A 23,976-nucleotide genomic window follows, 5' to 3' on the forward strand; every position below is an offset into this window, starting at 1 on the left:
CCTTCTTCTGCAGTCCCGTTCAGGCGCTTATCCGAGGGTCCGTCGTCATCTCGGACTTAAGCAGGTCCCAGATCTCGCCTTCGAGCTCGGCGAACTCGGAGCTCCTGCGGATCTCCGGAGAACGCGGCCGTGTGAAGGGGACATCGATCTCGGCCACCACACGCCCTGGCCGGGAACTCATCACGATCACCCTGTCACCGAGCAGAATGGCCTCGTCCAGGTTGTGCGTGATGAAGATGACGGTCCGGCCGTCCCCCTGCCAGAGCTCGAGCAGCTCCGCCTGCATCACCTGGCGCAACTGCGCGTCCAGCGCGGCGAACGGTTCGTCCATCAGCAGGATCTGCGGTTCCACCGCGAACGCGCGCGCGATGGAGACCCGCTGCTTCATTCCTCCGGACAAAGTGGCCGGGTAGGCGCCACCGAAGTCCTTGAGGCCGAGACGGGTCAGCCACCGGGAAACCCGCTCCTTCGAAACGGAGCTGGGCACCTTCGCGATGTCCAGGCCGAAGCGGACGTTGGCTTCCACCGTCTTCCAGGGGAAGATGCTGTAATCCTGGAAGACCACGGAAGTGAGTGGCGCCTCCTTACTGGTGGTGCGCAGCGACACCTCACCGGCGCTGGGGCTCAGGAGTCCCGCGATGATGCGTAGCAGGGTGGACTTGCCACAACCCGACGGGCCCACGATGCAGAGGAATTCTCCGTCACGCACATCGAGGTCGATGGGGCCCAGCGCCTTGACGGTCGAATGGCCGGAGGCGAACACCCGCTCCACACCACGTACCGCGACTCTGTTCTCGTTCACTACTACTCCCGCTTTGCCGGTTGGACCGTGAGCAGGCCCGGAGGTCGGCACCGGCCGTTTCACTGCAACGAACCCTTTGTGGCGATGCGGCGGGCGTCCCTTCCCGGTAGGGCGCCCGCCGCACGTCCTCGCGATCAGCCGGAGCTACGCAGGGGCTCCGCGAACGAGGAGTCGAAGAGGTCCTTATCGCTCAGATCGCTGTTGTACTGGAGCAACCCGCTGTCGATTTCCCGGTAGTAGTTCTGGTAGACGGGCGCGAACTCGGTGTGCAGGTTGTAGTCCGCTTCGAAGGCCGACGGCTCCGCCTCACGAATGGTCTTCTCGGGAACCTTCTGAGCCTCCGCGAGTGCGGCGACGACCTCGTCGGTCTGCCGGTAATCCTTCAAGAGGTACTTCTGCGTGGTTCTGGCCAAAGCCCGGACGAAGGCCGCTCCTGTCTCGCGATCGTCCTTCAGCAGACGCTGCCCGAACATGTAGAACACGCCGGTCGCCGGGGAGATCGCTCCCTTGACGAACTCGCAGCAGGCGTCCTTCAGCAGGAGCTCCTGGTAGGGAGCCGACGCGTAGGCGGCCCCCACCGCCCCGTTACGCAGGGCGTTGACGGCGTCAGCGGAGCTCAGGTCCTGCCAGTTGACGTCTTTGGGCCCGACGTCGACCTTGTTGGTCTTCAGGAACTCGAACAGGGTGGCCCACAGCCCAGGACGGTTGCCCCCCGGGCCGGCGAGGTCCACTCCCTTGAGGTCCTGCAGGTCGAACGTGCCGTTGTCGCCGAAGATCTTCTTGTTCACCCACAGGCCCTGGTCGGTGTCCTCGGGCCGCCCACCGCCCGGGAAGACGATCCGGATGCCCTCACCCGATCCGATGATGTTCAGCAGACCGGGGGAGATCTGCGAGGCCAGCACGTCCACGCGCTTCTGCGTCATCATGACGAGCGAGTCCTGCGCGGGGAGGAATTCGAACTCGACCTTGATGTTCTCCTTCTCGAACTCTCCGAGTCGATCGGCGACCGCGAGCGCGGCATAGGAGCCGACCATGGCCGCGAGCGCGACCTTGACCGTCTTGCGCTCCTTGAGCGGGCTCGGCCGCAGAGCCTGCGGCAGCGTGTCGTCGCCCGCCGTGGAGAACGCGGTGACTTCCCGTTTCTCTGAGACATCCGAGTTGCCGCCGCAGGCGGTAGCGGCCATGCCTACGACCAGGGCCAATCCCATTGCCAGTGACTTAAGGCCAGGGCGCATCGCTCAGCCTCCAGATTCTTTCCGCCAGGGTGTCAGTCGAGGACGGCACCGTGGATCTTTCGGTAATTGATCAATCGTGAACGGGGAGGACGGCTTCGCAGGGTGCCCTGTCCCGGCGAGCGGCGTCGTGGCGCGTGGCGGGCGGCAATGCGAGGTTATGGGATATTAACCTCTTTGCGGCATATCGTGTCAATAGACGAAACTTCGCCGCTACCCTTATCGGCCACAGCACACCCGATAGCGCAGCGAAAGCAGCGGCATGCTCGGCCGAGAGGCTTCTCCGCCTGCTCTCCGATCACGACAACTCGTGATAGGCGACGATGTGACGGGCAAATGGTGCAGGCTGCGAGGTACGGTCGATCGGGAGGCGAGGACGCCGGCCGACCGGCCGCGGACGCGTCGGCGCAGACGAAAGAGCCTGCCGATATGGAAAGGACGCCGGATCCCTTCAGCATCGGCAGGCTCACTGGACCTGCTTCGGCCACGGGCTGGAAGAGGGTTCACCCCTGTGCCCGGTGCGGAGCAGGCAAGAGCAGAAGGCTCACTCCGTGATCTCGATGGCTCCCGTGGGACACTGCTCGGCGGCATCGACCACCAGGTCGCGCAGCGCGTCGGCGGGCTCTGGATCCAGAACGACGAGTTCGCTGTGGTTCTCGATCGCGAACACCTCAGGAGCTATCAAGGCACACGTGCCCGTGCAGGCGCACATGTCCTTGTCAACGCTGACCTTCATCTCAGGGCGCCGTTCAACGCTTGGTCTGCAGCCGGTGGTAGCCGACCTCCTCGCGCGCCGCGCGCAGGGGTCGCCCGCCGTGGACCGCCTCCCGGATCCGCTCCTCCGCGTCTCGGATCTCCTCCGCCGCCGCGATCACCTCGCCGATCCGCCCGGCCGGGACGCACAGGACACCGTCGCCGTCACCCAGCAGCCAGTCGCCCGGCTCGACCCGGACGCCGCCGATCGACACCGGCTCGCCGATCCCCTCGACCCGCACCCGGTCCTTTCCGGTACGCATCCAGTTGCCACGGGAGAAGACCGGGTAAGCCGTCGTGATCGAGCGGTCGACGTCGCGGCACACCCCGTCGATCACCGTGCCGGCCACCCCGTTCCGGACGGCGGTGTAGGTCAGCAGGTCACCCCAGACGGTCGCGTCGAGCCTGCCCTGGTTGTCGAGCACGACCACATCTCCAGGACCGAGATCGTCGATGTAGTCCCCCACGGTGCCGGGGTCACGGCCGACCGGGCCATAGCGCAGCGTCCAGGCCTGCCCGACGAGACGGAACGACCGGTCCAGTGGCATGATCCCCAGGCAGTGCCCGGCGATGCCCAGCCGATCGAGCGCGTCGCTGACGTCGGTGCAGCTCAGTGCCCGCAATGCCGTGGTGATCTGCTCGGTGGTGCTCGTCGTGGTCATCGGTTCTCCTGCAGCATCGTCTCGTAGCCCGTGCCCATCACCTCGGACACCGGCGCGCCTGCCTTCACCAGTTCGGCCATCGTCCGCTCGCGTGCCGCGATCCGCTCGGCCGCGGCGACGATCTCCTCGGCCCGTTCCCTGGGGAGGAACACCACGCCGCTGCCGTCGGCGATGACGTAGTCGCCCGGCGCCACCGCGACTCCGCAGATCGTCACGGGAATGTTCCAGTCCTGCTCCACGACCCTGCCCCGCGCGGTGAGCGGGACGGCGGCCCGGGCGAAGACGGGCAGGCCCAGCTCACGGCTCTCGTCGACATCCCGGCAGGCTCCGTCGACGACCACTCCTTCGATGCCGCGCTGCACCGCTGCGAGGGAGAGGATGCCGCCCCAGCCCGACACGCCGGTGCGGCCTCCGTGCTCGACCACGATCACGTCACCGGGACCGGACGCCTCGACGGCGGCGGTGCCCAGATGCCGCGGGCTCGGTGGAGCCTCCCCCGCCTCGACGAGCCGCACGGTGGTGACCCGCCCCGCGATGCGATGGTTCCCCGTCAACGGCGCCAGCCCGAGAGCGGCACCGGTCACGCCCAGACGGTCCAGCGCGTCGGACACCGCACACGCGTCGAGTGCCGCGAGCCTCCTCACGAGATCCTCAGCCATCGCTCTCCCTGTCTTCCATCACGAACGCCAGTGCCTCGAGCTGTACGAGCATCTCGCCCGGCAGATCCTGGCGCAGCAGATGCCGGGCGGGCCGGGAGCCCGCGTCGGGAAACATCCCGATCCACTCCTCGTTCACGGCCGCGCGGACGTCGGCCGCGGCGAACACCGTCACGTGCACGATGTCCTCGACGGTGCCGCCACCGGCCTCGATCACCGCCCGCAGGTTCGCGAAGGCGTGGCGAACCTGCTCGCCGGCGTCCGCCGGAAGCACGCCGTTCTCCCGGTCGACGCCGCGGACACCCCCGGTGGCCAGCAGCGGTCCGCGCCGCGACGCCGCCGGGATGGGATTCGACCCGTGCTCGAGGCCCGGCACGACGATGCTGCGTCGTCTCACGACGCACTCCTCTCCCCCGGCAGCCGGTAGACGTCCAGCGTGGATTCCCCCGCCGCGAGCCGTGCGAAGATTTCCTGTTCCGCCGTCTCCCGCTCGCGGGCCGCCTGTACGACGCCGCCGGCCCGGGCCGCGGGCAGCACGACGACACCGTCCCCGTCGCCCACCACCAGATCGCCGCGGTGTACGTTCACCTCGCCGATGCGGACCGGTGCGCCGACCGCACCCGTCCCCTCGGGGTCCTTGCCCGTGCCCCTGATGGAGACGGACGACGCGAAGGTCGGGAAGCCGCGCGTCGCGAGCTGGTCGGCGTCCCGGACGCCGCCGTCGATGACCAGCCCCGCGATGCCGCATTCCAGCGCGGCGACCGCCATCACCTCGCCCCAGTGGCCGAACTCCAGTGGGTCGCTCCCCTCGCCGAAGACCACGACGAGGACGTCCCCGGGCTGTGCCGCGTAGATGGCACGGTGCAGCCAGAGGTTGTCACCTGGAGGGCTGAGGACGGGCAGCGCCGGGCCGGCCAGGCGCATGCCCGGGCGTACGGGCTTGACCGCGGCGGGAAGGGCGCCGATCTTCCCGGCCGCCTCGTGGAGCGTCGCGGTCGGCAGCGCGGCGGCCTCCCGCAGCAGATCGGCCGGCAACGTCGTCGCAGTCGGCGGCGTTCCCGTCACAGCGACAGCCTCGGGAAGACGCGCCGGGCGTTGTGCTCGTAGATCTGGGCCCGGTCCTCGTCCGTCAGGAACTCGATGCGGTCGATCGTGTACTTGAAGTCCTCGAAGGAGCGCCCCGTCTCGGGGTTGATCGCGCCGCCGCTGCCCGGCCGTTCGGTGCCGAACAGGCAGCGGTCCACGCCGACGGTGCGGAAGAGCAGCTCCAGTGAGTGGGTGCTGTGCACGTCGGTGTCGAAGTACAGCTGACGCAGGGCGTCGTCGAAGGTGGTGAGGTCGGCCGGGGCCTCCGGCAGCGGCTCCCCGTTCATCCCCGCGTGTTCGAGGTCACGGAAGTACTGCGCGATGTGCTTCTTCTTGGTGGCGAGGTCCAGCCACCAGTGCGCCCGCCAGCGGCCGATCTGGTAGGGGATGGAGCCACCACCGTGGCTGACGATGAGCTTCAGCTCGGGGAACTTCTCGAACACCTCGGAATGAACGAGCGAGGTCACCGCCAGGCTCTCCTCGGTCGCGAAGTGCTCGTCGTAGGTCTCGCGGCCACGACAGCCGGCGCTGTGGATGAGCGCGGGTACGCCGAGCTCGACGAGCTTGGCCCAGAGGGGGTACCAGTACGGGTCGGACAGCCGCGGTGAGCGGCCGCCTCCCTCGTCGGGGTCGGGGTTGAGCAGCACGCCGATGAACCCGAGCTCGCCGATCGCGCGCTCGATCTCGTCGAAGACGATCTCGACCGGCTCGCCGGCCACCTGCGGCAGCCCGGCCACCCCGCGGTAGCGGGTCGGGTGCAGTGACACGGCGCGATGGATGAGGTCGTTCTGCAGCTCGATCCACAGCTTCACGTCCCTGGCGACCGGGTGCGAGTGCATGAGCACGAACGGGCGCGGGGAGATGAACTGCATGTCGGTGCCGACCTGATCCATCAGGCGGACGCCCTTGTCCGCGGCCGCCACGAGGTCCGCGTCGTCGATGTAGCGGTCGATGTACCACGACTTGGAGTGCTGGCCGTTGGACGCCTGCAGGACCGTCCGTACGGCGAAGACCGCGGGTGGGGTGATGAGGTGCGCGTGCGCATCGATGATCATCAGGGGGACTCCTGGTTGCGGAAGTGGCGCCGCTACGCGGGCTGCCAGACGAGGAAGGCGAGGCCGATGCCGGTGCCGGCGGGGGTGCGGTGCACCGGGATGTACTCGGAGTCGGTCACGGTCAGCCCCGTGAGCGCACCGGCGGCCATCACCCAGTTGAGGATCTCGGAGTTGCCGGACCGCAGGCCCAGCGGCGGGAGGGTCCGCAGGGTGTCGGCGTCGCCGGTCTCCAGCGCGCGGATGACCCGCCGGTCGAGGTCCTCGTCCACGGCGAAGTGGGTCAGCCCGCCCGAGGCGACGATGCCGACCCGCTCGTCGCCCGGCAGCGCGGTCAGCACCCGGCCGATGACCTCGCCGATGTCGTAGCAGCGGCCCGGGCGTGGCACGTTCGGCGGGAAGTAGGTGTTGAGCATGATCGGCAGAATCGGAATCCGCCGGTCGCCGCACAGACGGTCGATCACGAAACCGTAGGCGTGCCCGAACCCGGCCTTGCGCGGGTCGAGCACCTCACCGGCGACGGCGACGTCCACTCCCGCCTCGATGAACCCCTCGATCAGGCCGTTGGCCAGGCCGACGGCGGCGGGGTGCCGATGGACGGTGTCCATCTTGTAGCCCTTGTTCGCCTCCTTGTACCAGCTCGGCAGGTTCGGGTTCAGCTCGTTCTTCGGGTGCGTCACCAGCTCGGGCCCGTTGAAGACCGCGAGCGCGGGCAGGTGCGCCTTGCTGAACAGCTCCTCCTGGTCGTCGCCGATGATGACGAGAGCGTCGAGGTCCGCCTCGGCGATGGCGCGAGCCACACGGTCCAGCGCCTGCTGCGCCCGCAGTGCCTGCTTCTCGAAATTCTCCGGCGTCGCGACGTCGGCGTGGCGTCCGCCGGATTCCTCCGCCAACCGGTCGTAGGAGACGACCCGGCCGTCGGCCAGGTAGAGCTCCTGCTTGCGGTAGTCGTCCTTGGCGCGCTCCGCCCACAACCCGGGCTCGATGGCCAGCAGCGGGCTGTGCGACGTGCCGATTCCGAGCACGATCTCAGCCACTCGTTCCTCCCTTGTTCACCTGCGGCCGACGGCTCAGAGTTCCAGCACCAGCCGGGCGCTCTTGCTTCCGGAGCAGCAGATCATCATGATCTCGTTAGATTCCTTCTCCTGGTCGGTGAGGACCAGGTCCCGGTGATCGGGAACACCGCTGATCACGCGGGTCTCGCAGGTGCCGCACACGCCCTCGGTGCACGAGTACGAGACGTCCACACCGGCGTCGAGCAGCGTGTCGAGGATGGTGGCCCCTTGAGGGACCGCGAGCGTCTTCCCGCTTCGGGTCAGCTCGACCTGGAAGCCGCCCTCCGTGGCCGGCGCGTCCTTGGCGGCGAAGTATTCGACGTGGCGCCGCTCCGCCGGCACCCCGGCGGCGGCCTTCTCGAACGTGTCGAGCATCGGCAGCGGACCACAGCAGTAGACATGGGTGGCGTCGTCCACCTCGGCAAGCACGGCCTCGATGTCGAGAAGCTCGCCGTCGTTCTCGTCGTCGACGTGGAGGCGCACCCGGTCCGGCCGGTCACCGGCCAGACGCGTGAGTTCGTCGAGGAACGCGGCCTGTCCACGGGTCCGCGCCGCCAGGTACAGGGTCCAGTCCCGGCCGAGGGCACTGAGCCGCCGCACCATGCTGAGGATCGGCGTGATGCCGACGCCGCCGGCGATGAGCACGCTGCGCTCGGTGTCCTCCGCCAGGGCGAAGTTGTTCAGCGGCGTGGATATCTCCAGCAGCCGCCCCACCTGCAGGTTGTCGTGGATCCACGCCGACCCTCCGCGGCTGTTCGCGTCGCGGTTGACCGCGACCACGTAGCGGTGCCGCTCGCCCTGGTCGCCACAGAGCGAGTAGCTGCGGACGAACCCGTTGCCCAGGTGGAGATCGATGTGCGCGCCGGCGGTGAACGGCGGAAGCGGCGCACCGTCCGGACGGCGGAACTCGTAGGAGAAGACCGAGTCGGCTTCCCAGCGAACCGCCTGTACACGGACCGTCAGATTCTCAGCGGACTGGGACATGATGTGCTACCTCCGGTGCACTGAGAAACACCTCGCGTCGGTCGCGGGCGGATTCGGCGATGGCCAGACATGTCCGGACGGTCTCCCGCCCGAACTCACCGTCGTGGAACGCGGCGCGTCCATGCACGACGGCGTCCACGAGCTCCTGCAGGACGTCCCCTCGGCCCGGCCACCACGGCCTGCCGGGGAGGGGCAGCAGTTCGACTCCCTCGTCGGTGTAGGCGATCACACCGTCCGGGCCGCAGCGGAGGTCGGCCCCGGCGCAGGTGACGACCAGCTCACCGAAATGCGGCTGATGCGGCGGCGGCAGCGGCGATCGGGCACCGTACCCGAAGTCACTGGTGCGCGCCCGCCGCTCCTCGGCCGGAGTGAGGCCGCCCAGCCTCCGCCGCGCCGCGCCGTGAGCCGGCGTCTTCGGCGACCCGCCCTCGGCGATCCAGCCGTGCAGCTCGTCGCTGTCGAAGTGGTCGTAACCGCTGTACACCAGGTTCGCCGTCCCCCGACCGGCGAACTCGACGAGCGCCGCGCAGGCGCCTTCGGTGGGACGTGCCGGGTCGAGCACCGCCGCGCTCGCGCGTACCGACCGCACCGGCCGGTCGGCGATGGTGCGAGCGATGTCGATCTGATGGGGAATCTGGTTGTAGAGGATGCCGCCGCCGCGAGCGCTGTCCAGCTCCTCAGGCCGGCGGGGACGGTAGAGGAAGTCGGTGTAGTTCCACATGGCGATCATGCCGAGCGGCCCGTAGGCGCCCGAGGCGACCAGGTCACGGATCATGGTGATCGCGGGGTCGAAGCCGTGCGTGTGGCCGACGATCAGCACGACGCCGTTGGAGGCCGCCGCCTCGATCATGGCGTCGCAGTCGGCGACGCTGAGCGCCATGGGCTTTTCGACGATGACGTGCTTGCCCGCTTCCGCCGCGGCCACGGCATGCGCGCGGTGCAGCTGATGCGGCGTGGCCACGTAGACCGCGTCGACATCGGCCCGGGCCAGGACACCGTCGATGTCGGCGTGGGCCGGTGCTCCTTCCGCCTTCTCGAACCGCTGCCGCAGCTCCGGGTCGGGCTCGGCGGCGGCTGCCACGCGGATGCCGGGGTGGGTACGCGCGGCCGCGGCCATCACGCCCCCGGCGAGGCCGAGCCCGATCAGCCCGAGGCCGAGCGTGCGCTCGCTCATCTCCGGCCCCTCACTCGACGGGGACCGGCTCGTGGACGCCGGTCGCCTGTGTCTCGGCGCCGTAGGCCGCCATGAACTCGTCGAAGGTCGCGATCGGGCTGATCTTGCTGATCGCGCGCACGCCGAACGCCTCGGGGCTGGCGACGATGGCGGGCTCAGCCCCCTTCCGCAGGGCGTCGGTGAGGTTGACGAGCATCCGCCGGGCGGCGACCACGGCCCGGTCCGAGCTCACCAGGTGCTCGGCGGCCCGGTCGATGATCCCGGGGTCGCCGCCGCCGATGCTGCGGGAGTTCTCGGCCAGCGCCCGGTCCTGGTCGTGCACGCCCCAGATGCCGGTGAAGTTCTTGGTCCGCTGCATCTCCCGGTCGAGCAGGTAGTCGTTCTCCTTGTTCGCGACCGGGAGCCACGTGTCGATCGCATAGCCGTCCGGGAGCGTGTACCGGCCGCGCTCCATCCGCGGCGGGAACAGTGCGCCGCTCAGGTAGTAGCTGTCGAGCTCGTCCTGCGGGATGGGGTGGTCGACCCGGTAGCCGAAGGTGAAGACGGTGGTGTGGTTGTCGTCGATCGGGACCCAGGCGCGCCCGCCGCCCGCGACGAAGTCACCCGGGGCCCTGGGGATGAGGCTGAACATGGGCAGGATGAACTGCGTGACCCGCCACTGGTACTGCCCCTCGTACTCGCGCCGGGCGCCGTAGACCAGCCCGTAGTCGGTCTGGCGCAGCTCGATGTGGGGCGCCGCGTCCGCGGACATCTGTGCGCCGGCCGCCTTCTGCTTCGTGTTCTCCCTGTCGAAGTCACGGTGCAGCCAGCTGATGTGCGAGCTGTCGATCTCGCCCTCGAGCCCCTGCGACCAGTTGGTGCGCTGCAGCCATCGGGCGGCGAACACGTGGTCGTCGGGCACATTGGTGTACTCGAGCTCCGGGAACGGCGGCTGGAGTTCCTTCGGCCCCATGTAGATCCACACGACACCCGCGGTCTCGTGCACGGGGTAGGCGGTGATGCCCACGTTCTTGCGGATGTCGGGGGCGCCGGCCGGTACGTTGGGGGTTTCCAGGCAGTTGCCCTCCACGTCGAACTTCCAGCCGTGGTAGGCGCAGCGGAGCCCGCAGTCCTCGTTCCTTCCGAAGAACAACGGCGCGAGGCGGTGGGAGCAGTAGGCCGCCACGATGCCGACCCGGCCCCGGGTGTCCCGGAAGGCGACCAGGTCCTCCCCCAGGATGCGCAGGCGTACCGGAGGGCAGTCCGGTTCGGCAATCTCCGAGGTCAGCACCGCCGGCAGCCAGAACCGGCGGAACAGCTCGCCCATCGGCGTGCCCCGGCCCACCCGTGACAGGGCCTCGTTCAAATCAGTACGCAACATGATGGTCCTCCACCCAAACTCACCGGCCCGCCCGTACGTCACCGGTCGCCCGGCAACGCGTTCCTTTCGTCCTGCCGCAGCACGAGATCCCACAGCTCCTGTCCGATCGGGGACTGCTCGTCCTCGATGAGGTGCCCGAGCAGTCCCGCGCACCTGCCGACCAGGGCCAGCCCACGCGCGAGATGCAGCGGCAGGTCCATGCTCAGGACCATCGCGCCGACCGCTCCGGCGGTGTTGGCGGGCAGCCTGCGGGAGTAGACGCCGCGGGTCGCGTCGTCCATGGCCAGCAGCAGCCGCCAGTAACGGCCGAAGTAGCCGTTCCGCTCCGACACCGCGCGCAGCGCCGGGATCCGCGGGTCGCCGTCGACGTGGATGTTGTGACCCAGGCCGTACAGAGGGAGGCGCGCGGCCCGGCGCTCCTTGACGAATGTCGTCGCCACCGTCGCGACCTCGTCGTCGGAGCTCTCCTCGGTGAGGTCCCGGCCCGCCTCACGCAGCATCACGGCCGCATTCTGCATGGCGCCGAGGAAGACGCTGCCCGCACCGAGCAGGCCGGCCGCCACCGCGGCCTGCGGCGCCTCGGGAGCACCCAGGAACGTCAACCGCGCGGCGAGCGCGCTCGGCGTGAGGCCGTGATCGGTGACGGTCACCAGGATCGTGTTGAGCATGTCCTTCTCGTTGCCCTGGCACCGCCGCCCGATGGTGACGAGCAGGAGCATGTCGACGAAGTCGATCTGCCCGATCAACTCGTTCGCCAGGTCGTGGCCCCGGACGGTGATGCGGTCCGGCGTCGTCTGGCCGATCTCAGTCTTGATCACTTCGCTCCCTCCAGCGGCCCGGACGTGACCAGCACGGCGTCCAGGGCGACGACGCCCTGGCCGGCGGGCAGGACCCGGACCGGGTTCAGTTCGAGCTCCTCCACCGCATCGCCGTTCGCCTCGACGAAGCGGGACACTCCGACAAGCAGGTCGACCAGGGCGTCCACGTCGGAGGCGGCGCCCCCGCGCACTCCACGCAGCAGGGCCGCGCAGCGCGGCTCCTCGACGAGTGCCCGCGCCTGCTCCGGCGTCAGCGGCAGCAGGCGGCGCGAGACGTCCTGGAACAACTCCACGAGGACTCCGCCCAGGCCGAAGGTCATGACCGGACCGAACACCGGGTCCCTGGAGACTCCCACGAGCACGTCGAGGCCGGCCGGGGCCATGGCCTCCACCAGGACCCCGTCGAACTCCACGTCGGGGCGCGCGGCCGTGACCGACTGACGGACCCGCTCGAAGCCGGCGCGAACCTGGCCGGCGTCCGCGAGGCCGACGGCGACACCACCGACATCGGTCTTGTGCGTGATCTCCGCGCTGACCACCTTGAGGACGACGGGGTAGCCGACGCGCTCGGCGACGGCCACGGCCTCGTCAGCGGTACGGGCGATGCCGGAGCCGGGCACGGCCACGCCGTGACGGGCGAGCAGTTCCTTGGCCTCGGGCTCGGTGTGCGTCACGCGCTCGCCGCCGGACTCCTCACCGCCGGACGCAGCGGTGCCGATCGGGCGCCACCCGGTATCCGGGCTCCATCGGCCGCGCTCGACCCATCGCCGCAGCGCCTTGGTGCCGTTGCGGACGCTGCGCACCGGCACCAGTCCGCCTTCGACGAGCTCGGTGTAGCCGGCGCCGAGCCGGTCGCTCATCCACACCGTCAGGATCGGCGTTTCGGTTTCGCGCTGGACGGCGGCGATCGACGCGCCGATCTGCCCGGTCAGTTCCTCGTAGTCACAGGGGAACGGGTACAGCACGACGCCCACGTCGGGGTCGTCGGCGACCGCGCGAAGGCTCTCGTGGCCGATCTCCGGCCGGGAGAGGATGTCCGACGTGGCGTCGACCGGGTTGCCCACCGCGGCGTAGTCCGGGAGCGTCTCCCTCAGCCGGGTGTGCGTCTTCTCCGAGAACTCCGCCAGTTCGAGCCCTACGCTGCCGATGGCGTCGGCGGTCATGGCGCACCCGCCACCGGAGAATCCGTACACCGCGACCTTCTCGCGGCCGGTGGGCCGCTTGCGGGTGAACAGCGCGGCGGTGTCGATGAGCTCGTCCATGTCGTCGACCTCGACGATCCCGACCTGCTTGAAGACCGCGCTGTTGACCTCGGCGGCACCGGACAGCGAACCGGTGTGGGAGGCGACGGCCCTGGCACCGTAGTCGGACCGGCCGACCTTCAGCGCGATGACGGGCTTGCCGCGTTCCGCGGCGTACAGCGCGGCGTCGACGAAGGCGGGACCGTTCTTGATCCCTTCCATCGTGGTCGCGATCACGCTGATGTCGTCGGCGTCGGCGTAGTAGCGGACGAAGTCGGCCACTGTCAGGTCGACCTCGTTACCCGTGGACGCCCACAGGCCGACGCCGACGCCGCGCTCCATGGCCTGCAGGAAGCACCGGCCGATCCCGCCGCCCTGTGTGGCCAGCCCGATGGGCCCGGGACGCTGGTCGAGGTGGAAGGACGGGGAGAACATGAAGCCGATGCGCTTGTTCAGATTGCACAGGCCCGGTGAGTTGGGACCGTAGATGCGCATGCCGGCTTCCCTGCCGATACGGGCCATCTCCGCCTCGGCCCGCTTGCCCTCCTCGCCCATCTCCCCGAAACCAGAGGTGAAGACGATGGCGAAGCGGACCCCTTTCTCGGCGCACTCGTTCAGCACGGTGAGCGCCTGTGCGGCCGGCACGACCAGCAGGGCCACTTCCGGCGTCTCGGGCAACTCCAGCACGCTCGTGTGGCAGGGCAGGCCGTGGATCGTCTTCTTCGTGCGGCTGACGAGGTACGGCCTGCCGGTGAAGTTCGAGTGATCGAGCAGGTTGGCGACGGTACGAGCGCCGAGGCTGCCCGGCCGGTCCGACGCTCCGATGATCGCGACGGACTCGGGGTCCACGAGCCGGGACAAGTCCAATGAACCCGGACCCACAGTCGCCTTCTTGCTGGGTGAACCCATGCGACGCCTCGCTTCTCAATCGTGCTATTTCGTCAAATGCTACGAGATATCGTAGCCATCTGGCAACGATGGATCGGGGGCCACCTCAGCCGGCCGCTTCGCCGGACTCCGGGACACCGAGGCGAAGCCGCCAGGCCAGCTCCTCATCCGTCGCGCACCGCCCGAACTCGCAGGAACACGCCGGCCGCCCCGCCCATGTGACGGTCAGACAGTGCTCGCAACTGGTCGCCAGCGGCGGGATGGGCCCGCTCGAAGGGTCGTGGAATGGGGTGCGGTCGGTCATGGGAGCTTCACCTCGACATCCAGAGCCATGCGTATTGGGCCGACGACGGCCTGGGATCAGACCTCGCGAAACGCTCGGGACCTCCACCCCGCTATCGCGCGCCGCCATCGGAGACCACGACGGAGCCGGCATGACCCCTACCGGCACCCACAACCTCAAAGGGGGCACTTTCTCCGGCTCTTCGTGATGCTACACGAAATGCCGCAATTCGTCCGGAGCGGTGACACGGGTTCTCACCCCGTTTCCCTGCGGAGAACACGAGGTGGCGGCGAGACCGTCGGGGGTCGGTCGCCTGAATGACGACAAGGGCGGCCATCGAGCCATCCGTCCCGGTCGGCAGGACGCCGCTGTCTCCGGTACAGCAATGGCTCGATGACCGCCCAGGAGTCATCTCCGACCTGCTTCAACCGGTTTCGCCGGTGATCTCAGGTCCTGATCGCGACTGGCCGCCGATCTCGACTCGGCGTCTCAGCGCGACGCGCTGGGGACGGTGACCACGTGGGCCTCGGTGAAGCCCTCAAGCCCGGCCCGGTTGGCACCACCACGGCCAACGCTGCTCTGCTTCACACCGCCCCACGGCGCCCGGCCGTCGATGCCGCCGCCGCCGTGTGTGTTTATCCAGGTCATGCCCGCCTCGATCCGGCGAGCCAGCGCGACGGCCCGGTCCACATCACTCGACCACACCGAACTGCCCAGGCCGAACTCGGAGTCGTTGGCCATCCCGACCGCCTCGTCCAGCGATTCGTACCCGATCACAGGAAGGACGGGCCCGAACTGCTCCTCGCGCACCACCGAGGACGCGCTGGTCACGCCGGACACGATCGAGGGAAGGAGGAAGTGGCCCTTCTCCGGATCCGCGGCGAGGGTGCCGTACTCGTCCACCCGGGCCCCCGCCGCCCGAGCCTCCTCGATCAGGCGTGACACCCGGGCGCGGATGGCCGCGGTGTGCAGCGGGCCCATGGTCACCTCGGGCCGGAGCCCGTCGCCGACGACGGTGGGGGCGAGCACCGCCCCCAGCCCCTCGGCCACCTCGCCGATGCGTGCCGCCGGGACGTACAGCCGCTTCAGCGCGATGCACGCCTGCCCGCCGAAGGGGAACGCCGCCGCGACCAGGCGCTGATAGATCGCCGGATCCGTCAGAGCGTCGTCGAGCACGATGGCGGGATCGTTGCCGCCGAGCTCAAGGGTGATCGTCGTGTTCGTCGGCGCCGCCTCCTGGGCGACCAGCGTGCCGATGGCCGGACTACCGGTGAAGTGAACGTGGCGCACCAGCGGATGTTCCACCAGCGCCTGGGCCACCTTCGTGTCGGGCGAGGAGATCAGGGACAGCACGCCGGGCGGAAGCGCGGCGGCGAGCTGCCCGAAGAGCTTCATGACCGTCAGTGGCGCGGTCACCGGCACGTGGGCGACCACGGAGTTGCCCGCCAGCAGCGCCGGGGCGATGGTGATGACGCTCATGCCGATGGGCACGTTCCACGGCGTGAGGATGCCGATCACCCCGAACGGGTCGTGGTAGACCCGCGTGCGGTGCATGCCCGAGTCACCCAGGTCGTCGCCCTCGGCGAGCCAGGTCAGGTGCTCTTCGAGGAACTTCACCGGGTAGTCGAGATACTTCAGCTCCCGCGTGGAGTCGGCGAGCGCCTTGCCGTGCTCGCGGGTGAGCAGGCGGTCGGCGTCCGTGATGTCCAGGGAGGTCACGGCACTTATGATCATTTCGAAGCGGCGCGCCGGCGACAGCGCCGCCCACCCACGCTGCGCGTCGCCGGCCGCGCGGACGACTGCATCCACATCTCCGGCCGACATTCGCGGGATGGTGCCGACCACCTCATCAGTGCATGCGGGGTTGTACACGTTGACGACCCCGTCGGCCGACAGCTTCACAGGAGTGACGAGGTCTACGTTCACCGGGTCCACTTGGCTACTCCCTAACACCCGATATTTCCACTGAGGGGCCAAGCTCCACCCGCGACCGGCTCCCCGCCCCGGGAACCGCCGTCCGCGAGCTGCCGCATCGCACGCCGGAGCGCGAGCCCGCACGGCGATTCGACGCCCCCGTGATCGCTGCCCCGACCGGGGTCACCGGCCGCGGCAGCGTTCCGAGCTCTATCGCTATTTCGTCATACCCTACGGCACACCGTTGTTCCCAGCAAGGGTGCGCGGGTGGAGGCGTGCCCCTCATGAGCCTCCACTGGCCCGAGCGACACCATGCCCTATTGACCGACCACAACGAGAATCCGCATACTTTCACGAAACTTCGCGACAAGGGATCCTGCTGATTATCAGCACGCCCTCTCCGATTGGAGACGACATGTCAGAGCACGAAGACCGCTGGGTTGCCGACGCGTTGCTCGTCATCGACATGCAGAACAGCTTCCTCCACCCGAAGGGGGCGCTGTACCGAGCCAAGGGCGCACCGCTGATCGAGATCGAGGCGACCGTGAACGCCAACCGCAGGGCGATCGAGGCCGCCAAAGCCGCCGGCGTCCCGGTCATCTTCACCCGGCAGTGCTACCGGCCCGACTACGTGGACGCCGGGCGCCAGTCGCCGAAGAACTACCCGCTGGCCTCCGACGACGCGCTCATCGAAGGAAGCTGGGACTACGCGATCGTGGATGAACTCCCGGTCGACAACGCCCTGTTTGTCGACAAGCCTCGCATGGACGCCTTCTACAACACCTCGCTGGAGGTCCTGCTGCGCGGACTGTCCGTGAGCCGCCTGGCGATCGGGGGCGTCGTCACCAACGCGTGCGTCGAGACCACAACACGCTCCGCGGCCATGCGGGACTTCGACGTGACCGTGCTCGCGGACTGCTGTACCACCGCCTCGGCGGCGGACCAGGCGGCGTCGTTCGCGGGGCTGACCGACTACGGCCTCGCCAGAGTCCGGGACTTCGGACTCGATCTGTTCCCTGCGCCCTGAATCGCGCACGTCCCATGTGGCGAGAACGCCGCCGTGACCGCCGAGGCGTCGTCGCGCCGCCGACCCGGTCCAGCAGCAGCGACGGGACCAGCGACATCAGATCAGCATCGAGAAAGGTGCGTCCGTCATGCCGGTCAGCGATTCGCTTCGCCTGTGGGGCGAGCCCGCCGGGGGTCGTGTCCGTGCTCACCCGTCCCGCGCGTCGAGCAGGACCCGCTCCCGCAGCCTGCTGCCCGCCATCGCGGTATCGCTGATCGCGGCACTGTTCGCCACCGCCTGTGGCGGAGGCGGAGGCAGAGGCGCCGATGACGGCAGGGCCGCCGCCGCGTTCCCCTCGGTCGATACGGCGGACCCGCTGGCTCCGGTGCCGCTGAAGGAACCGAAGACGGTGCGGGTCGCGGTGACCAGCGGCGCTCTGTCGTACGGCGCGGTCTTCGCGGCGAACGGCCTCGGCGAGTTCAAGAAGGAGAATTTGACCGCCGACGTTCAGGTGCTCCCCGCTCAGGACGCCCATGTCCTGCTCAGCCAGGGGCGCCTCGACGTGGCCGTCACCATTCCGACTCCCGGCGTGCTCAACCTGATCTCCGGAGGTGCCGGAGCACGGGTGGTCTTTCCGGGAGGCGGACGCCAGGAGGACAGCACGCAGGGCTGGTACATCAACAAGAAGGCCCTCGGGCCGAACGGCAAGTTCGACGCGGCGGACGTCAAGGGCGTCACCCTGGGGGTGCCCACCGGGAAGGCCTCCGGTGCGATGGGCCTGTTCTTCGAGAAAGTCCGCGCCGAGGGCGTGGACCTCAAGCCGGACGACGTCACGTTCGAGAACCTCGCCGGTGCGGACATCGCCGGCGCGCTGGAGCGCGGCGCCATCGACGTCGGGTACATCTCCAACCCGTTCAACGACGTCATCATCAAGAGCGGATGCTGCGAGATCATGCCGGGCCTGATCTCCAGTAGGCCGAGCGTCTACTACTGGTTCTCGGATTCGCTGCGCACCCAGAACCCCGACGTCGGCCTGGCATTCGTCCGTGCCCTCGCCCGGACGACGCAGACCTACCTGCAGGGTGATTTCCGGGCCGACGAGAAGGTCGTGAGCGCCCTGGCCGCGGGCTCGGGCACAGAGGCGAACGTCGTCCGCACGCTCGAGCCGAACAAGTTCGGGACGGACCTCGACGGAGTGCCCGAGGAGATCGCCTCCTACCAGAGTTGGTATCTCGAGACGGACGCGCTGTCCTACACCACCCCGCTGACGGCCGGCCAGATCATCGACCGCCGGTTCGTCGACGCGCTGAAGGTCGGCCAGAAGACTCGGTGACCCCGCGAAGCCGCCCGGGCCCCTGGCTCCAGTCAGGGGCCCGGGCGTTTCCGGCATGACGATAAGGAATCCGACCGTGGTGGAGTTCTGGAGGCTGGGCGGTTGCCCACCGCGATGGCGACCGTCAACGCGGTCGCCGGAGGCCGGGCGGTGTTCAGCCTCGGCCGTGGCGACGGCGCGATGCACCAGATGGGCCGAGACCCCATGCGGGTCCGCGAGTTCAGTGCTACGTCGAGCGCCTGCAAGGGTATCTGCGACGGGAGACCGTCGACCTGGAGGGCTTCCCCAGCACGATCCGGTCGTTGTTCGAACGCGATCCATCGCTGGACTTGCCCAAACCCATCCTCGAGATCAGTGCCACCGGGCCACGCGTGATCGACATCGCCGCCCGGCTGGCGGACGGGGTGTCGCTGTCGGTCGGCGCCGACGTGGCCCGGCTGCGGCAATTGGTCGAGCAGGCACGGAAGGCCAGGGCAGGAGCCGGGCTGAGCAGGGAGGCCTTCCTGCTGAGCTGCTACCTGCAGGTGGCCGTCGGCACCGGAGACGACCTGGCCCGGGCCCGCGAGTACATCCGAGGCGCGGTGATGACCCAATCACGCTTCTCGGCCCTGCACGGCAAGCGCCTGGACGGCCTGGCCGCGGAGGACACCGCCATCGTCGAACGGGCGGTGACCGAGCTCAACCAGGCGTACCGCACCCATGGCGAACGATGGAGCGGCGGAGGAACCTTCTACCCCAGGGCGTGGTGAGCGACGACTTCGTCGACCGATTCGCCGTCGTGGGCTCGCCCGAACAGTGTGCGGAGAAGCTGCGGCCCATCATCGATGCCGGATTCGACCGGCTCGTGATCATCACGAAGAGCCCGGGCCAGGACCCGCACGAAGAGAACGCCACCCGCTTCGCACAGGAGGTCATCCCCTGCTGCGCACGAGCACGGGTGCGTGAACGACACGCGTCCGTGGCGCTCGCCCGGCCGGTTCCCACAAGAGAACCGGCCGGGCGAGCTGTTGGTCACGAGGCCGTCAGCACGGCGTGGAATCGGCGGAGATCATCGGCGAAGATCTCCGGCTGCTCCAGCGCGGCGAAGTGCCCGCCGCGTGGCGCCTCGTACCAGTGGACGACGGGGAACCGCCGTTCCATCCACGCCCGCGGCGACCTGACGATCTCACCTGGATAGATCACCACCCCGGTCGGCACGGTGACCGGCCCGGCCGCGCCCTCGCCGCGGGCCTGGGCGAGCGTCTGCTCCCGGTAGAGCCTGGCCGCCGAGGCGATCGTGCCGGTGAACCAGTACAGCGACAGGTTGGTGAGGAACGCGTCCCACGACACCGCGTTCCTGATGTCCCGGCGGCCGTCACGCTCGCAGTCGGTCCAGACGTGGAACTTGTCGAGCACCCATGCGCACCAACCGGCCGGCGAGTCGGTGAGCGCGTACGCCACCGTCTGCGGGCGCGTGCTCTGGATCGCGTAGTAGCCCAGGCCGTTCGCGGCGTGCAGGGCGTTCGCCTCCATCCACGGCTTCTCCCGCTCGGTCACGAGCGACATCGGGTCGGCCTCGCCCGGCGGCGGCACCGGCTGGGCGATGCTCAGGTGCAGGCCGAGGACGCGATCGGGGTGATCCGCGGCGAGGTGGTGGGCGATGAGGCTGCCCCAGTCCCCGCCCTGCACGATGTAACGGTCGTAGCCCAGCTCGGCCATCAGCCGTGCGAAGCGGCCGGCCATCGCACGCGGTGACATTCCCGGAGCCGTCGCCCCGGGGGAACCGCCGTACCCCTGCAGCGACGGCGCGACCACGTGGAAGGCGTCCTCCGCCCGGCCTCCGAAGCGTTCCGGCTCGTTGAGCCGGGGAATCGCGTCCAGGAACTCGACGATCGAGCCGGGCCAGCCGTGCAGCACGAGCAGTGGCACCGCGTCGTCGCCGACCGCGCGAGCGTGCAGAAAGTGCACGTCGAGGCCGTCGACATCCACCACGTACTGCGGGATCTCCCCCAATCGCCTCTCGGCCGCCGCGAAGTCGAAACTGTCGCGCCAGTAGCCGACGAGCTCCCGCAGGTAGCCGAGGTCGGTCCCGTAGGACCAGCCCGGCGCGTCGAACTCGTCCGGCCAGCGGGTCGTCCCGAGCCGCCGCCGGAGATCCTCGACGGCCTCCTCGGAGAACGTGAAACGGAACGGCCGCATTGCCGCTGATGTCATAGGCATGCCTGTTCTCACTCGATGCGGGACGGTGAGGGCGCCTCAGAGGTCCCTGGCGATGCTCTGCTTCATGATCTCGGACGTTCCGGCGTAGATCCGCAGCACACGGTTGGACGTGTAGATGCGCGAGATCGGCGTCTCGTCCATGAAGCCCATGGCCCCGAACAGCTGCACGCACCCGTCGATGACCCGGTTGGACATCTCGCAGAGCCAGAGCTTGCCGATCGAGCCCTCGGTGGCGGTGGCGACCCCGCTGCGGACCTTGCGCACCATCTCGTGCAGGTACGCCCGGCCGACCTCGATCTCGCTCTTCATGGTCGCCAGCGCGAACTGGGTGTTCTGGAAGTCGAACAGGGGGCGCTGGAACACCTCACGCTGCTTGACGTAGTCCAGCGTCATCTGGAAGGCCAGCTCCGCCTGGCCGAGCGCGCGGAAACCGATCTGCAGCCGGTCGAACGCCAGCGAACTCATCATGATCCGCATCGCGCCGCCCTCGCCGCCGAGCACGTTGGACGCGGGAATGCGGACACGGTCGAAGTGCAGCTCGGCGGTGTTCCCGGCCGGGAATCCCGTCGTCTTCAGCTTGCGGCGGGTCACCCCGGCCATCGACGGGTCCACCAGGAAAAGGGTGAGGCTCCGGCCGCGCCGCTCCTTCGAGGTTTTGGCCACCACGTAGAGGATGTCGGCGATGTCCCCGTTGGTGATGAAGGTCTTGTGACCGGACAGCACATAGTCGTCGCCGTCCCGCTCGGCGAAGGCTCGCATGGCCAGGACGTCACTGCCGGCGTCCGGCTCGGTTATGGCCATCGACTGGATGGCCTCACCGGACAGGATCTTCGGCGCCCACTCTCGGATCAGTTCCGGCGAACCGCCGTCCAACAGGGCACCGGTGGCCATGTCGGTGCAGAACAGGCTGCCGACCGTGCCATAGCAGTGCGACCGGGCGATCTCGTAGGACAGGATGACGTTGGCGATCGCGGTGCCGCCCGGCCCTCCGTACTCCTCGGGGATCGCGGCGCCGAGGATGCCGGCCCGGCCCGCCGCCCGCCACGCGGCGTGGCGCGACTCGCTGTCGGTCCCCAGCTCATGGAAGGTCGGCTCGACCTCCTTGTCGAGGAACGTCCGGACGGTCTGCCGGTACATCTCCTCTTCCTCGCTGAACGGCGAGTAATAGGCCAGCTCGGCTGCGACCTGCGGGCGGTCGAACAGTCCGAAGTCAGCGGTCACGGCAGGGCTCCTCACAAGTCGTCCGGATCAGGCCGGACAGTTCAGGTGGTTTCATCGAACGACGCCGGCGCGCAGAAGCTCCTCGATCTCGGCCTCGGTGTAGCCGAGTTCGGCGAGGAGCTGCCTGGTGTGCGCGCCGAAGCCCGGCGCACCGGGCTGGTCGTGCACCGGAATCTCGGTGCGGGAGAAGTTGACCAGCGGGCCGAAGCAACCGGTCAGCCGGCCGTACCGGTCGTCCACACGGTCCACCAGCACATGCGCGGCGGTCGACGCCGGGTTGTCCAGCAGCTCGGCGAGGCCGTCGGTGCGGCAGAGCTCCGCCCAGACGCCGGCCCCGGCGAGGGCGGCCAGGAGTTCCTCGCTCTTCCAGCGGAACGCCTGCTGGTCGAAGCGCGCGGCGACGGCGTCGTCCCAATCGGCGCGCGGCGGCGGTTCCTCTCCTGGGAACAGGATGTGCCACATCGCGTGCGCGGCCTCTTCGGTGCGCGCGGCCACCGCGATCCAGCCGTCGTCGGTGCGGTAGAGCCGCTCACCGGGATGGACGCCCTGCCGGGCCACGTCCAGCGGGGGCGCTCCCCGCATGGTGCCGTCGGCCGCCCGTTGCAGGTCGGACAGCAGGAACATCCCGGCGTTCAACAGGCTGAGCCACCGATCGCCGACCCGGCCCGCCGTACGGCGCTCGTACAGGGACATGAGCACGGCGACCGCGCCGAGTGCCCCGCCGGCGTAGTCGAGGTAGGGCGTCCTGATCCAGAGCGGCGGCGCGGCGGGCCCGCCGGCGCGGCGCAGCAGACCGATCAACGCCTGGATGATCATGTCGAAACCGGGAGCGTCGGCGCGGGGACCGCTTGGCCCGAACGCCAGGCTCTGCAGCGTCACCGCGTCGGGCTTGACCGCCCGCACCGCCTCGGGATCGATGCCCAGCCGCTCGGCCGCTTTCGGGCGGAAGTTGTGCATGACGACGTCGGCACCGGTGAGCAATCGCCTGAGCACCTCCGCACCGGCCGGCGACTTCGCGTCGACGGCGAGGGCACGCTTGCCCACATGGGCGGCGAGGAAGTGCCGCTGCAGCCCCCGGTTCGGATCGCCGGTGAGGGACTCGACCTTGACGACCGAGGCCCCCAGGTCGGCGAGCAGCCGGCTGGCGAAGGGGCCCGCGACGTAGGACCCGAAGTCGAGGACCGTGATGCCGGCCAGCGGCGCCCTGCTGGTCCGCTCATCGGGCTCGGCTTCGGGAACAGGGGCCGTCCCCGAGAGGCCGATCACGTTGCCGACACCGGTCGCTCCCCCCCGGCCGACCAGCAGCCGGTTCGCGGCGAGCTGCTCGTCGTCCCAGAACTCGCCGAGTTCGAGGACCGGGGCCGCGGGAAGCCCGATCTCGGCGGCGGCGGCCAGGATGTCGTCGCGGTTCATCCGGGCCACGGCTGGCGCGATCAGCGGGCGGTTGCCGAAGTAGGTGTCAGGCGAGGCACCGATTCGGGGAATGCCGCGGTCCGCGGGGTCGACCGGCTCGTCGATGCCGAGAATGCGGTACAGCTTGGCGACCGCGGAGGGAACTCCCATGACGAACTGCACGTAGGTCCCGTCGGCGCACTTGAAGGTCAGGTGCTGGACGTCCTTCGGCGTGACCTTGTGGAACTCCCCGTCGGGGCGCTCGGCCTTCATCCAGAACGGCATCATGAACATCGCCGCACCCTGCTGCAGCGACGCCGTGACGACCTGGCCGCGACCGGTGTCCACGCGGTCCAGCAGCGCCGCCCAGGCACCGAGCGCGGCCAGGACGGTCTGCCCGTACGTGGGGAAGGGCACGGCGAAGTACATCGGCCGGTCGCTGTACTGCTCGGCGACCAGCCCGGTGCGGGCCTGCACGAGCAGGTCGACGGCCGGCGCTTCGGGGGCGTACCCGTCCACGTATCCCGTCAGGTGTACGACGACGAGCCGCGGGTGCCGGGCGGCGAGGGACTGGGCGTCACGCCGGGTGGCGACCGCGGGGTGGTCCTCACCGCCGATCAGGCATACGTCCGCCTGCTCCAGCAGTTCGTCGAGATCGCCGGCTTCGGCGGGCACGGTCACAGACCGCCAGCCCCGGTGGGCGGGGTAGATATCGTCGAAGACCTCGTCGCCGGGCGCGGCGACGCGATGCACGACCGCGCCGCCGTCGGCGAGCAAGGTGCTCAGCAGCGCCGCGGCCATGCCCGCGCCGAGGTCGACGACGCGCAGGCCGTGAGCCGGCTGCGGGGTCGTCATGGCGGGTCTC

At 69.3% G+C, this 23,976-nt stretch carries 21 protein-coding genes; 3 read left to right on the forward strand and 18 right to left on the reverse strand.

The genetic code is table 11. The features are described from left to right. Positions 1-19 precede the first annotated feature (19 nt). The 15 genes from ACQEVJ_RS28965 to ACQEVJ_RS29035 all read right to left on the reverse strand — a co-directional run bounded on the left by ACQEVJ_RS28965 (position 20) and on the right by ACQEVJ_RS29035 (position 15,981). Positions 20-802 (reverse strand): ABC transporter ATP-binding protein, encoded by a 783-nt coding sequence (locus tag ACQEVJ_RS28965; protein WP_433106417.1) that lies wholly within the window; start codon positions 800-802, stop codon positions 20-22. Positions 803-936: 134 nt separating this feature from the next. Beyond that, the gene (locus ACQEVJ_RS28970; protein WP_433106419.1) at positions 937-1,986 is read right to left on the reverse strand and encodes an ABC transporter substrate-binding protein; all 1,050 of its coding nucleotides are present in this window, start codon (positions 1,984-1,986) and stop codon (positions 937-939) included. Positions 1,987-2,578: 592 nt separating this feature from the next. Then, positions 2,579-2,770 carry a ferredoxin gene (locus ACQEVJ_RS28975; RefSeq protein WP_433106421.1) on the reverse strand — a complete coding sequence of 64 codons (192 nt, stop codon included), beginning with the start codon at positions 2,768-2,770 and terminating at the stop codon, positions 2,579-2,581. A 13-nt stretch (positions 2,771-2,783) separates the two neighbouring features. After that, entirely contained in the window at positions 2,784-3,449 is a 666-nt protein-coding gene (locus ACQEVJ_RS28980) for an RraA family protein (protein WP_433106423.1), read from the reverse strand. After that, positions 3,446-4,108, reverse strand: a complete 663-nt coding sequence (locus tag ACQEVJ_RS28985; RefSeq protein ID WP_433106425.1) for an RraA family protein — start codon at positions 4,106-4,108, stop codon at positions 3,446-3,448. Before ACQEVJ_RS28985 ends, ACQEVJ_RS28980 begins: the two co-directional genes overlap by 4 nt. After that, positions 4,101-4,502 carry a RidA family protein gene (locus ACQEVJ_RS28990; protein ID WP_433106427.1) on the reverse strand — a complete coding sequence of 134 codons (402 nt, stop codon included), beginning with the start codon at positions 4,500-4,502 and terminating at the stop codon, positions 4,101-4,103. The genes ACQEVJ_RS28985 and ACQEVJ_RS28990 overlap by 8 nt, the downstream gene beginning before the upstream one ends. After that, the gene (locus ACQEVJ_RS28995; protein WP_433106429.1) at positions 4,499-5,170 is read right to left on the reverse strand and encodes an RraA family protein; all 672 of its coding nucleotides are present in this window, start codon (positions 5,168-5,170) and stop codon (positions 4,499-4,501) included. The genes ACQEVJ_RS28990 and ACQEVJ_RS28995 overlap by 4 nt, the downstream gene beginning before the upstream one ends. Then, a complete protein-coding gene (locus ACQEVJ_RS29000) occupies positions 5,167-6,246 on the reverse strand; it encodes an amidohydrolase family protein (RefSeq protein WP_433106431.1) in 1,080 nt (359 codons plus the stop codon). Before ACQEVJ_RS29000 ends, ACQEVJ_RS28995 begins: the two co-directional genes overlap by 4 nt. Before the next feature lie 32 nt (positions 6,247-6,278). Further along, entirely contained in the window at positions 6,279-7,280 is a 1,002-nt protein-coding gene (locus tag ACQEVJ_RS29005; protein ID WP_433106433.1) for a hypothetical protein, read from the reverse strand. 33 nt (positions 7,281-7,313) lie between these two features. Beyond that, a complete protein-coding gene (locus tag ACQEVJ_RS29010; protein WP_433106435.1) occupies positions 7,314-8,282 on the reverse strand; it encodes a PDR/VanB family oxidoreductase in 969 nt (322 codons plus the stop codon). Next, a complete protein-coding gene (locus ACQEVJ_RS29015) occupies positions 8,266-9,456 on the reverse strand; it encodes a Gfo/Idh/MocA family protein (RefSeq protein WP_433106437.1) in 1,191 nt (396 codons plus the stop codon). The genes ACQEVJ_RS29010 and ACQEVJ_RS29015 overlap by 17 nt, the downstream gene beginning before the upstream one ends. A gap of 10 nt (positions 9,457-9,466) precedes the next feature. Continuing rightward, positions 9,467-10,816 carry a Rieske 2Fe-2S domain-containing protein gene (locus tag ACQEVJ_RS29020; protein ID WP_433106439.1) on the reverse strand — a complete coding sequence of 450 codons (1,350 nt, stop codon included), beginning with the start codon at positions 10,814-10,816 and terminating at the stop codon, positions 9,467-9,469. Between the two features lie 38 nt (positions 10,817-10,854). After that, complete coding sequence (locus ACQEVJ_RS29025; protein WP_433106441.1) at positions 10,855-11,634, reverse strand: citryl-CoA lyase; 780 nt, start codon at positions 11,632-11,634, stop codon at positions 10,855-10,857. After that, positions 11,631-13,736, reverse strand: coding sequence for an acetate--CoA ligase family protein (locus ACQEVJ_RS29030; protein WP_433106443.1), 2,106 nt, complete (start codon positions 13,734-13,736; stop codon positions 11,631-11,633). The genes ACQEVJ_RS29025 and ACQEVJ_RS29030 overlap by 4 nt, the downstream gene beginning before the upstream one ends. 799 nt (positions 13,737-14,535) lie before the next feature. Further along, positions 14,536-15,981, reverse strand: coding sequence for an aldehyde dehydrogenase family protein (locus tag ACQEVJ_RS29035; protein ID WP_433106445.1), 1,446 nt, complete (start codon positions 15,979-15,981; stop codon positions 14,536-14,538). 394 nt (positions 15,982-16,375) lie between these two features. Here ACQEVJ_RS29035 and ACQEVJ_RS29040 point away from each other — a divergent pair, with 394 nt between their 5' ends. The 3 genes from ACQEVJ_RS29040 (at position 16,376) to ACQEVJ_RS29050 (ending at position 19,048) form a co-directional block, all read left to right on the forward strand. Beyond that, the gene (locus ACQEVJ_RS29040; RefSeq protein WP_433106447.1) at positions 16,376-16,987 is read left to right on the forward strand and encodes a cysteine hydrolase family protein; all 612 of its coding nucleotides are present in this window, start codon (positions 16,376-16,378) and stop codon (positions 16,985-16,987) included. Between the two features lie 127 nt (positions 16,988-17,114). Further along, complete coding sequence (locus ACQEVJ_RS29045; RefSeq protein ID WP_433106449.1) at positions 17,115-18,299, forward strand: ABC transporter substrate-binding protein; 1,185 nt, start codon at positions 17,115-17,117, stop codon at positions 18,297-18,299. Between the two features lie 68 nt (positions 18,300-18,367). After that, a complete protein-coding gene (locus ACQEVJ_RS29050; RefSeq protein ID WP_433113023.1) occupies positions 18,368-19,048 on the forward strand; it encodes an LLM class flavin-dependent oxidoreductase in 681 nt (226 codons plus the stop codon). 262 nt (positions 19,049-19,310) lie between these two features. On the opposite strand, the gene ACQEVJ_RS29055 is transcribed toward ACQEVJ_RS29050, so the two are convergent. From ACQEVJ_RS29055 to ACQEVJ_RS29065, 3 genes are read right to left on the reverse strand one after another with little or no spacing between them, the layout of a single operon-like run. Beyond that, positions 19,311-20,492 carry an epoxide hydrolase family protein gene (locus ACQEVJ_RS29055; protein ID WP_433106451.1) on the reverse strand — a complete coding sequence of 394 codons (1,182 nt, stop codon included), beginning with the start codon at positions 20,490-20,492 and terminating at the stop codon, positions 19,311-19,313. A gap of 42 nt (positions 20,493-20,534) precedes the next feature. Then, on the reverse strand, positions 20,535-21,719 hold the full coding sequence (locus ACQEVJ_RS29060; RefSeq protein WP_433106453.1) for an acyl-CoA dehydrogenase family protein: 1,185 nt from the start codon (positions 21,717-21,719) through the stop codon (positions 20,535-20,537). Between the two features lie 51 nt (positions 21,720-21,770). Then, the gene (locus tag ACQEVJ_RS29065; RefSeq protein WP_433106455.1) at positions 21,771-23,966 is read right to left on the reverse strand and encodes a CoA transferase; all 2,196 of its coding nucleotides are present in this window, start codon (positions 23,964-23,966) and stop codon (positions 21,771-21,773) included. Positions 23,967-23,976: the final 10 nt, after the last annotated feature.

The sequence above is a fragment of the Microbispora sp. CA-102843 genome (assembly GCF_050936215.1).
GTDB lineage: Bacteria > Actinomycetota > Actinomycetes > Streptosporangiales > Streptosporangiaceae > Microbispora.

Coding starts and splice junctions, on each gene's coding strand:
- ACQEVJ_RS28970 (WP_433106419.1), bottom strand. CDS start 1,986: ATGGCCGCTACCGCCTGCGGCGGCAACTCGGATGTCTCAGAGAAACGG.
- ACQEVJ_RS28975 (WP_433106421.1), bottom strand. CDS start 2,770: ATGAAGGTCAGCGTTGACAAGGACATGTGCGCCTGCACGGGCACGTGT.
- ACQEVJ_RS28980 (WP_433106423.1), bottom strand. CDS start 3,449: ATGACCACGACGAGCACCACCGAGCAGATCACCACGGCATTGCGGGCA.
- ACQEVJ_RS28985 (WP_433106425.1), bottom strand. CDS start 4,108: ATGGCTGAGGATCTCGTGAGGAGGCTCGCGGCACTCGACGCGTGTGCG.
- ACQEVJ_RS29000 (WP_433106431.1), bottom strand. CDS start 6,246: ATGATCATCGATGCGCACGCGCACCTCATCACCCCACCCGCGGTCTTC.
- ACQEVJ_RS29010 (WP_433106435.1), bottom strand. CDS start 8,282: ATGTCCCAGTCCGCTGAGAATCTGACGGTCCGTGTACAGGCGGTTCGC.
- ACQEVJ_RS29015 (WP_433106437.1), bottom strand. CDS start 9,456: ATGAGCGAGCGCACGCTCGGCCTCGGGCTGATCGGGCTCGGCCTCGCC.
- ACQEVJ_RS29020 (WP_433106439.1), bottom strand. CDS start 10,816: ATGTTGCGTACTGATTTGAACGAGGCCCTGTCACGGGTGGGCCGGGGC.
- ACQEVJ_RS29040 (WP_433106447.1), top strand. CDS start 16,376: ATGTCAGAGCACGAAGACCGCTGGGTTGCCGACGCGTTGCTCGTCATC.
- ACQEVJ_RS29045 (WP_433106449.1), top strand. CDS start 17,115: ATGCCGGTCAGCGATTCGCTTCGCCTGTGGGGCGAGCCCGCCGGGGGT.
- ACQEVJ_RS29055 (WP_433106451.1), bottom strand. CDS start 20,492: ATGACATCAGCGGCAATGCGGCCGTTCCGTTTCACGTTCTCCGAGGAG.
- ACQEVJ_RS29065 (WP_433106455.1), bottom strand. CDS start 23,966: ATGACGACCCCGCAGCCGGCTCACGGCCTGCGCGTCGTCGACCTCGGC.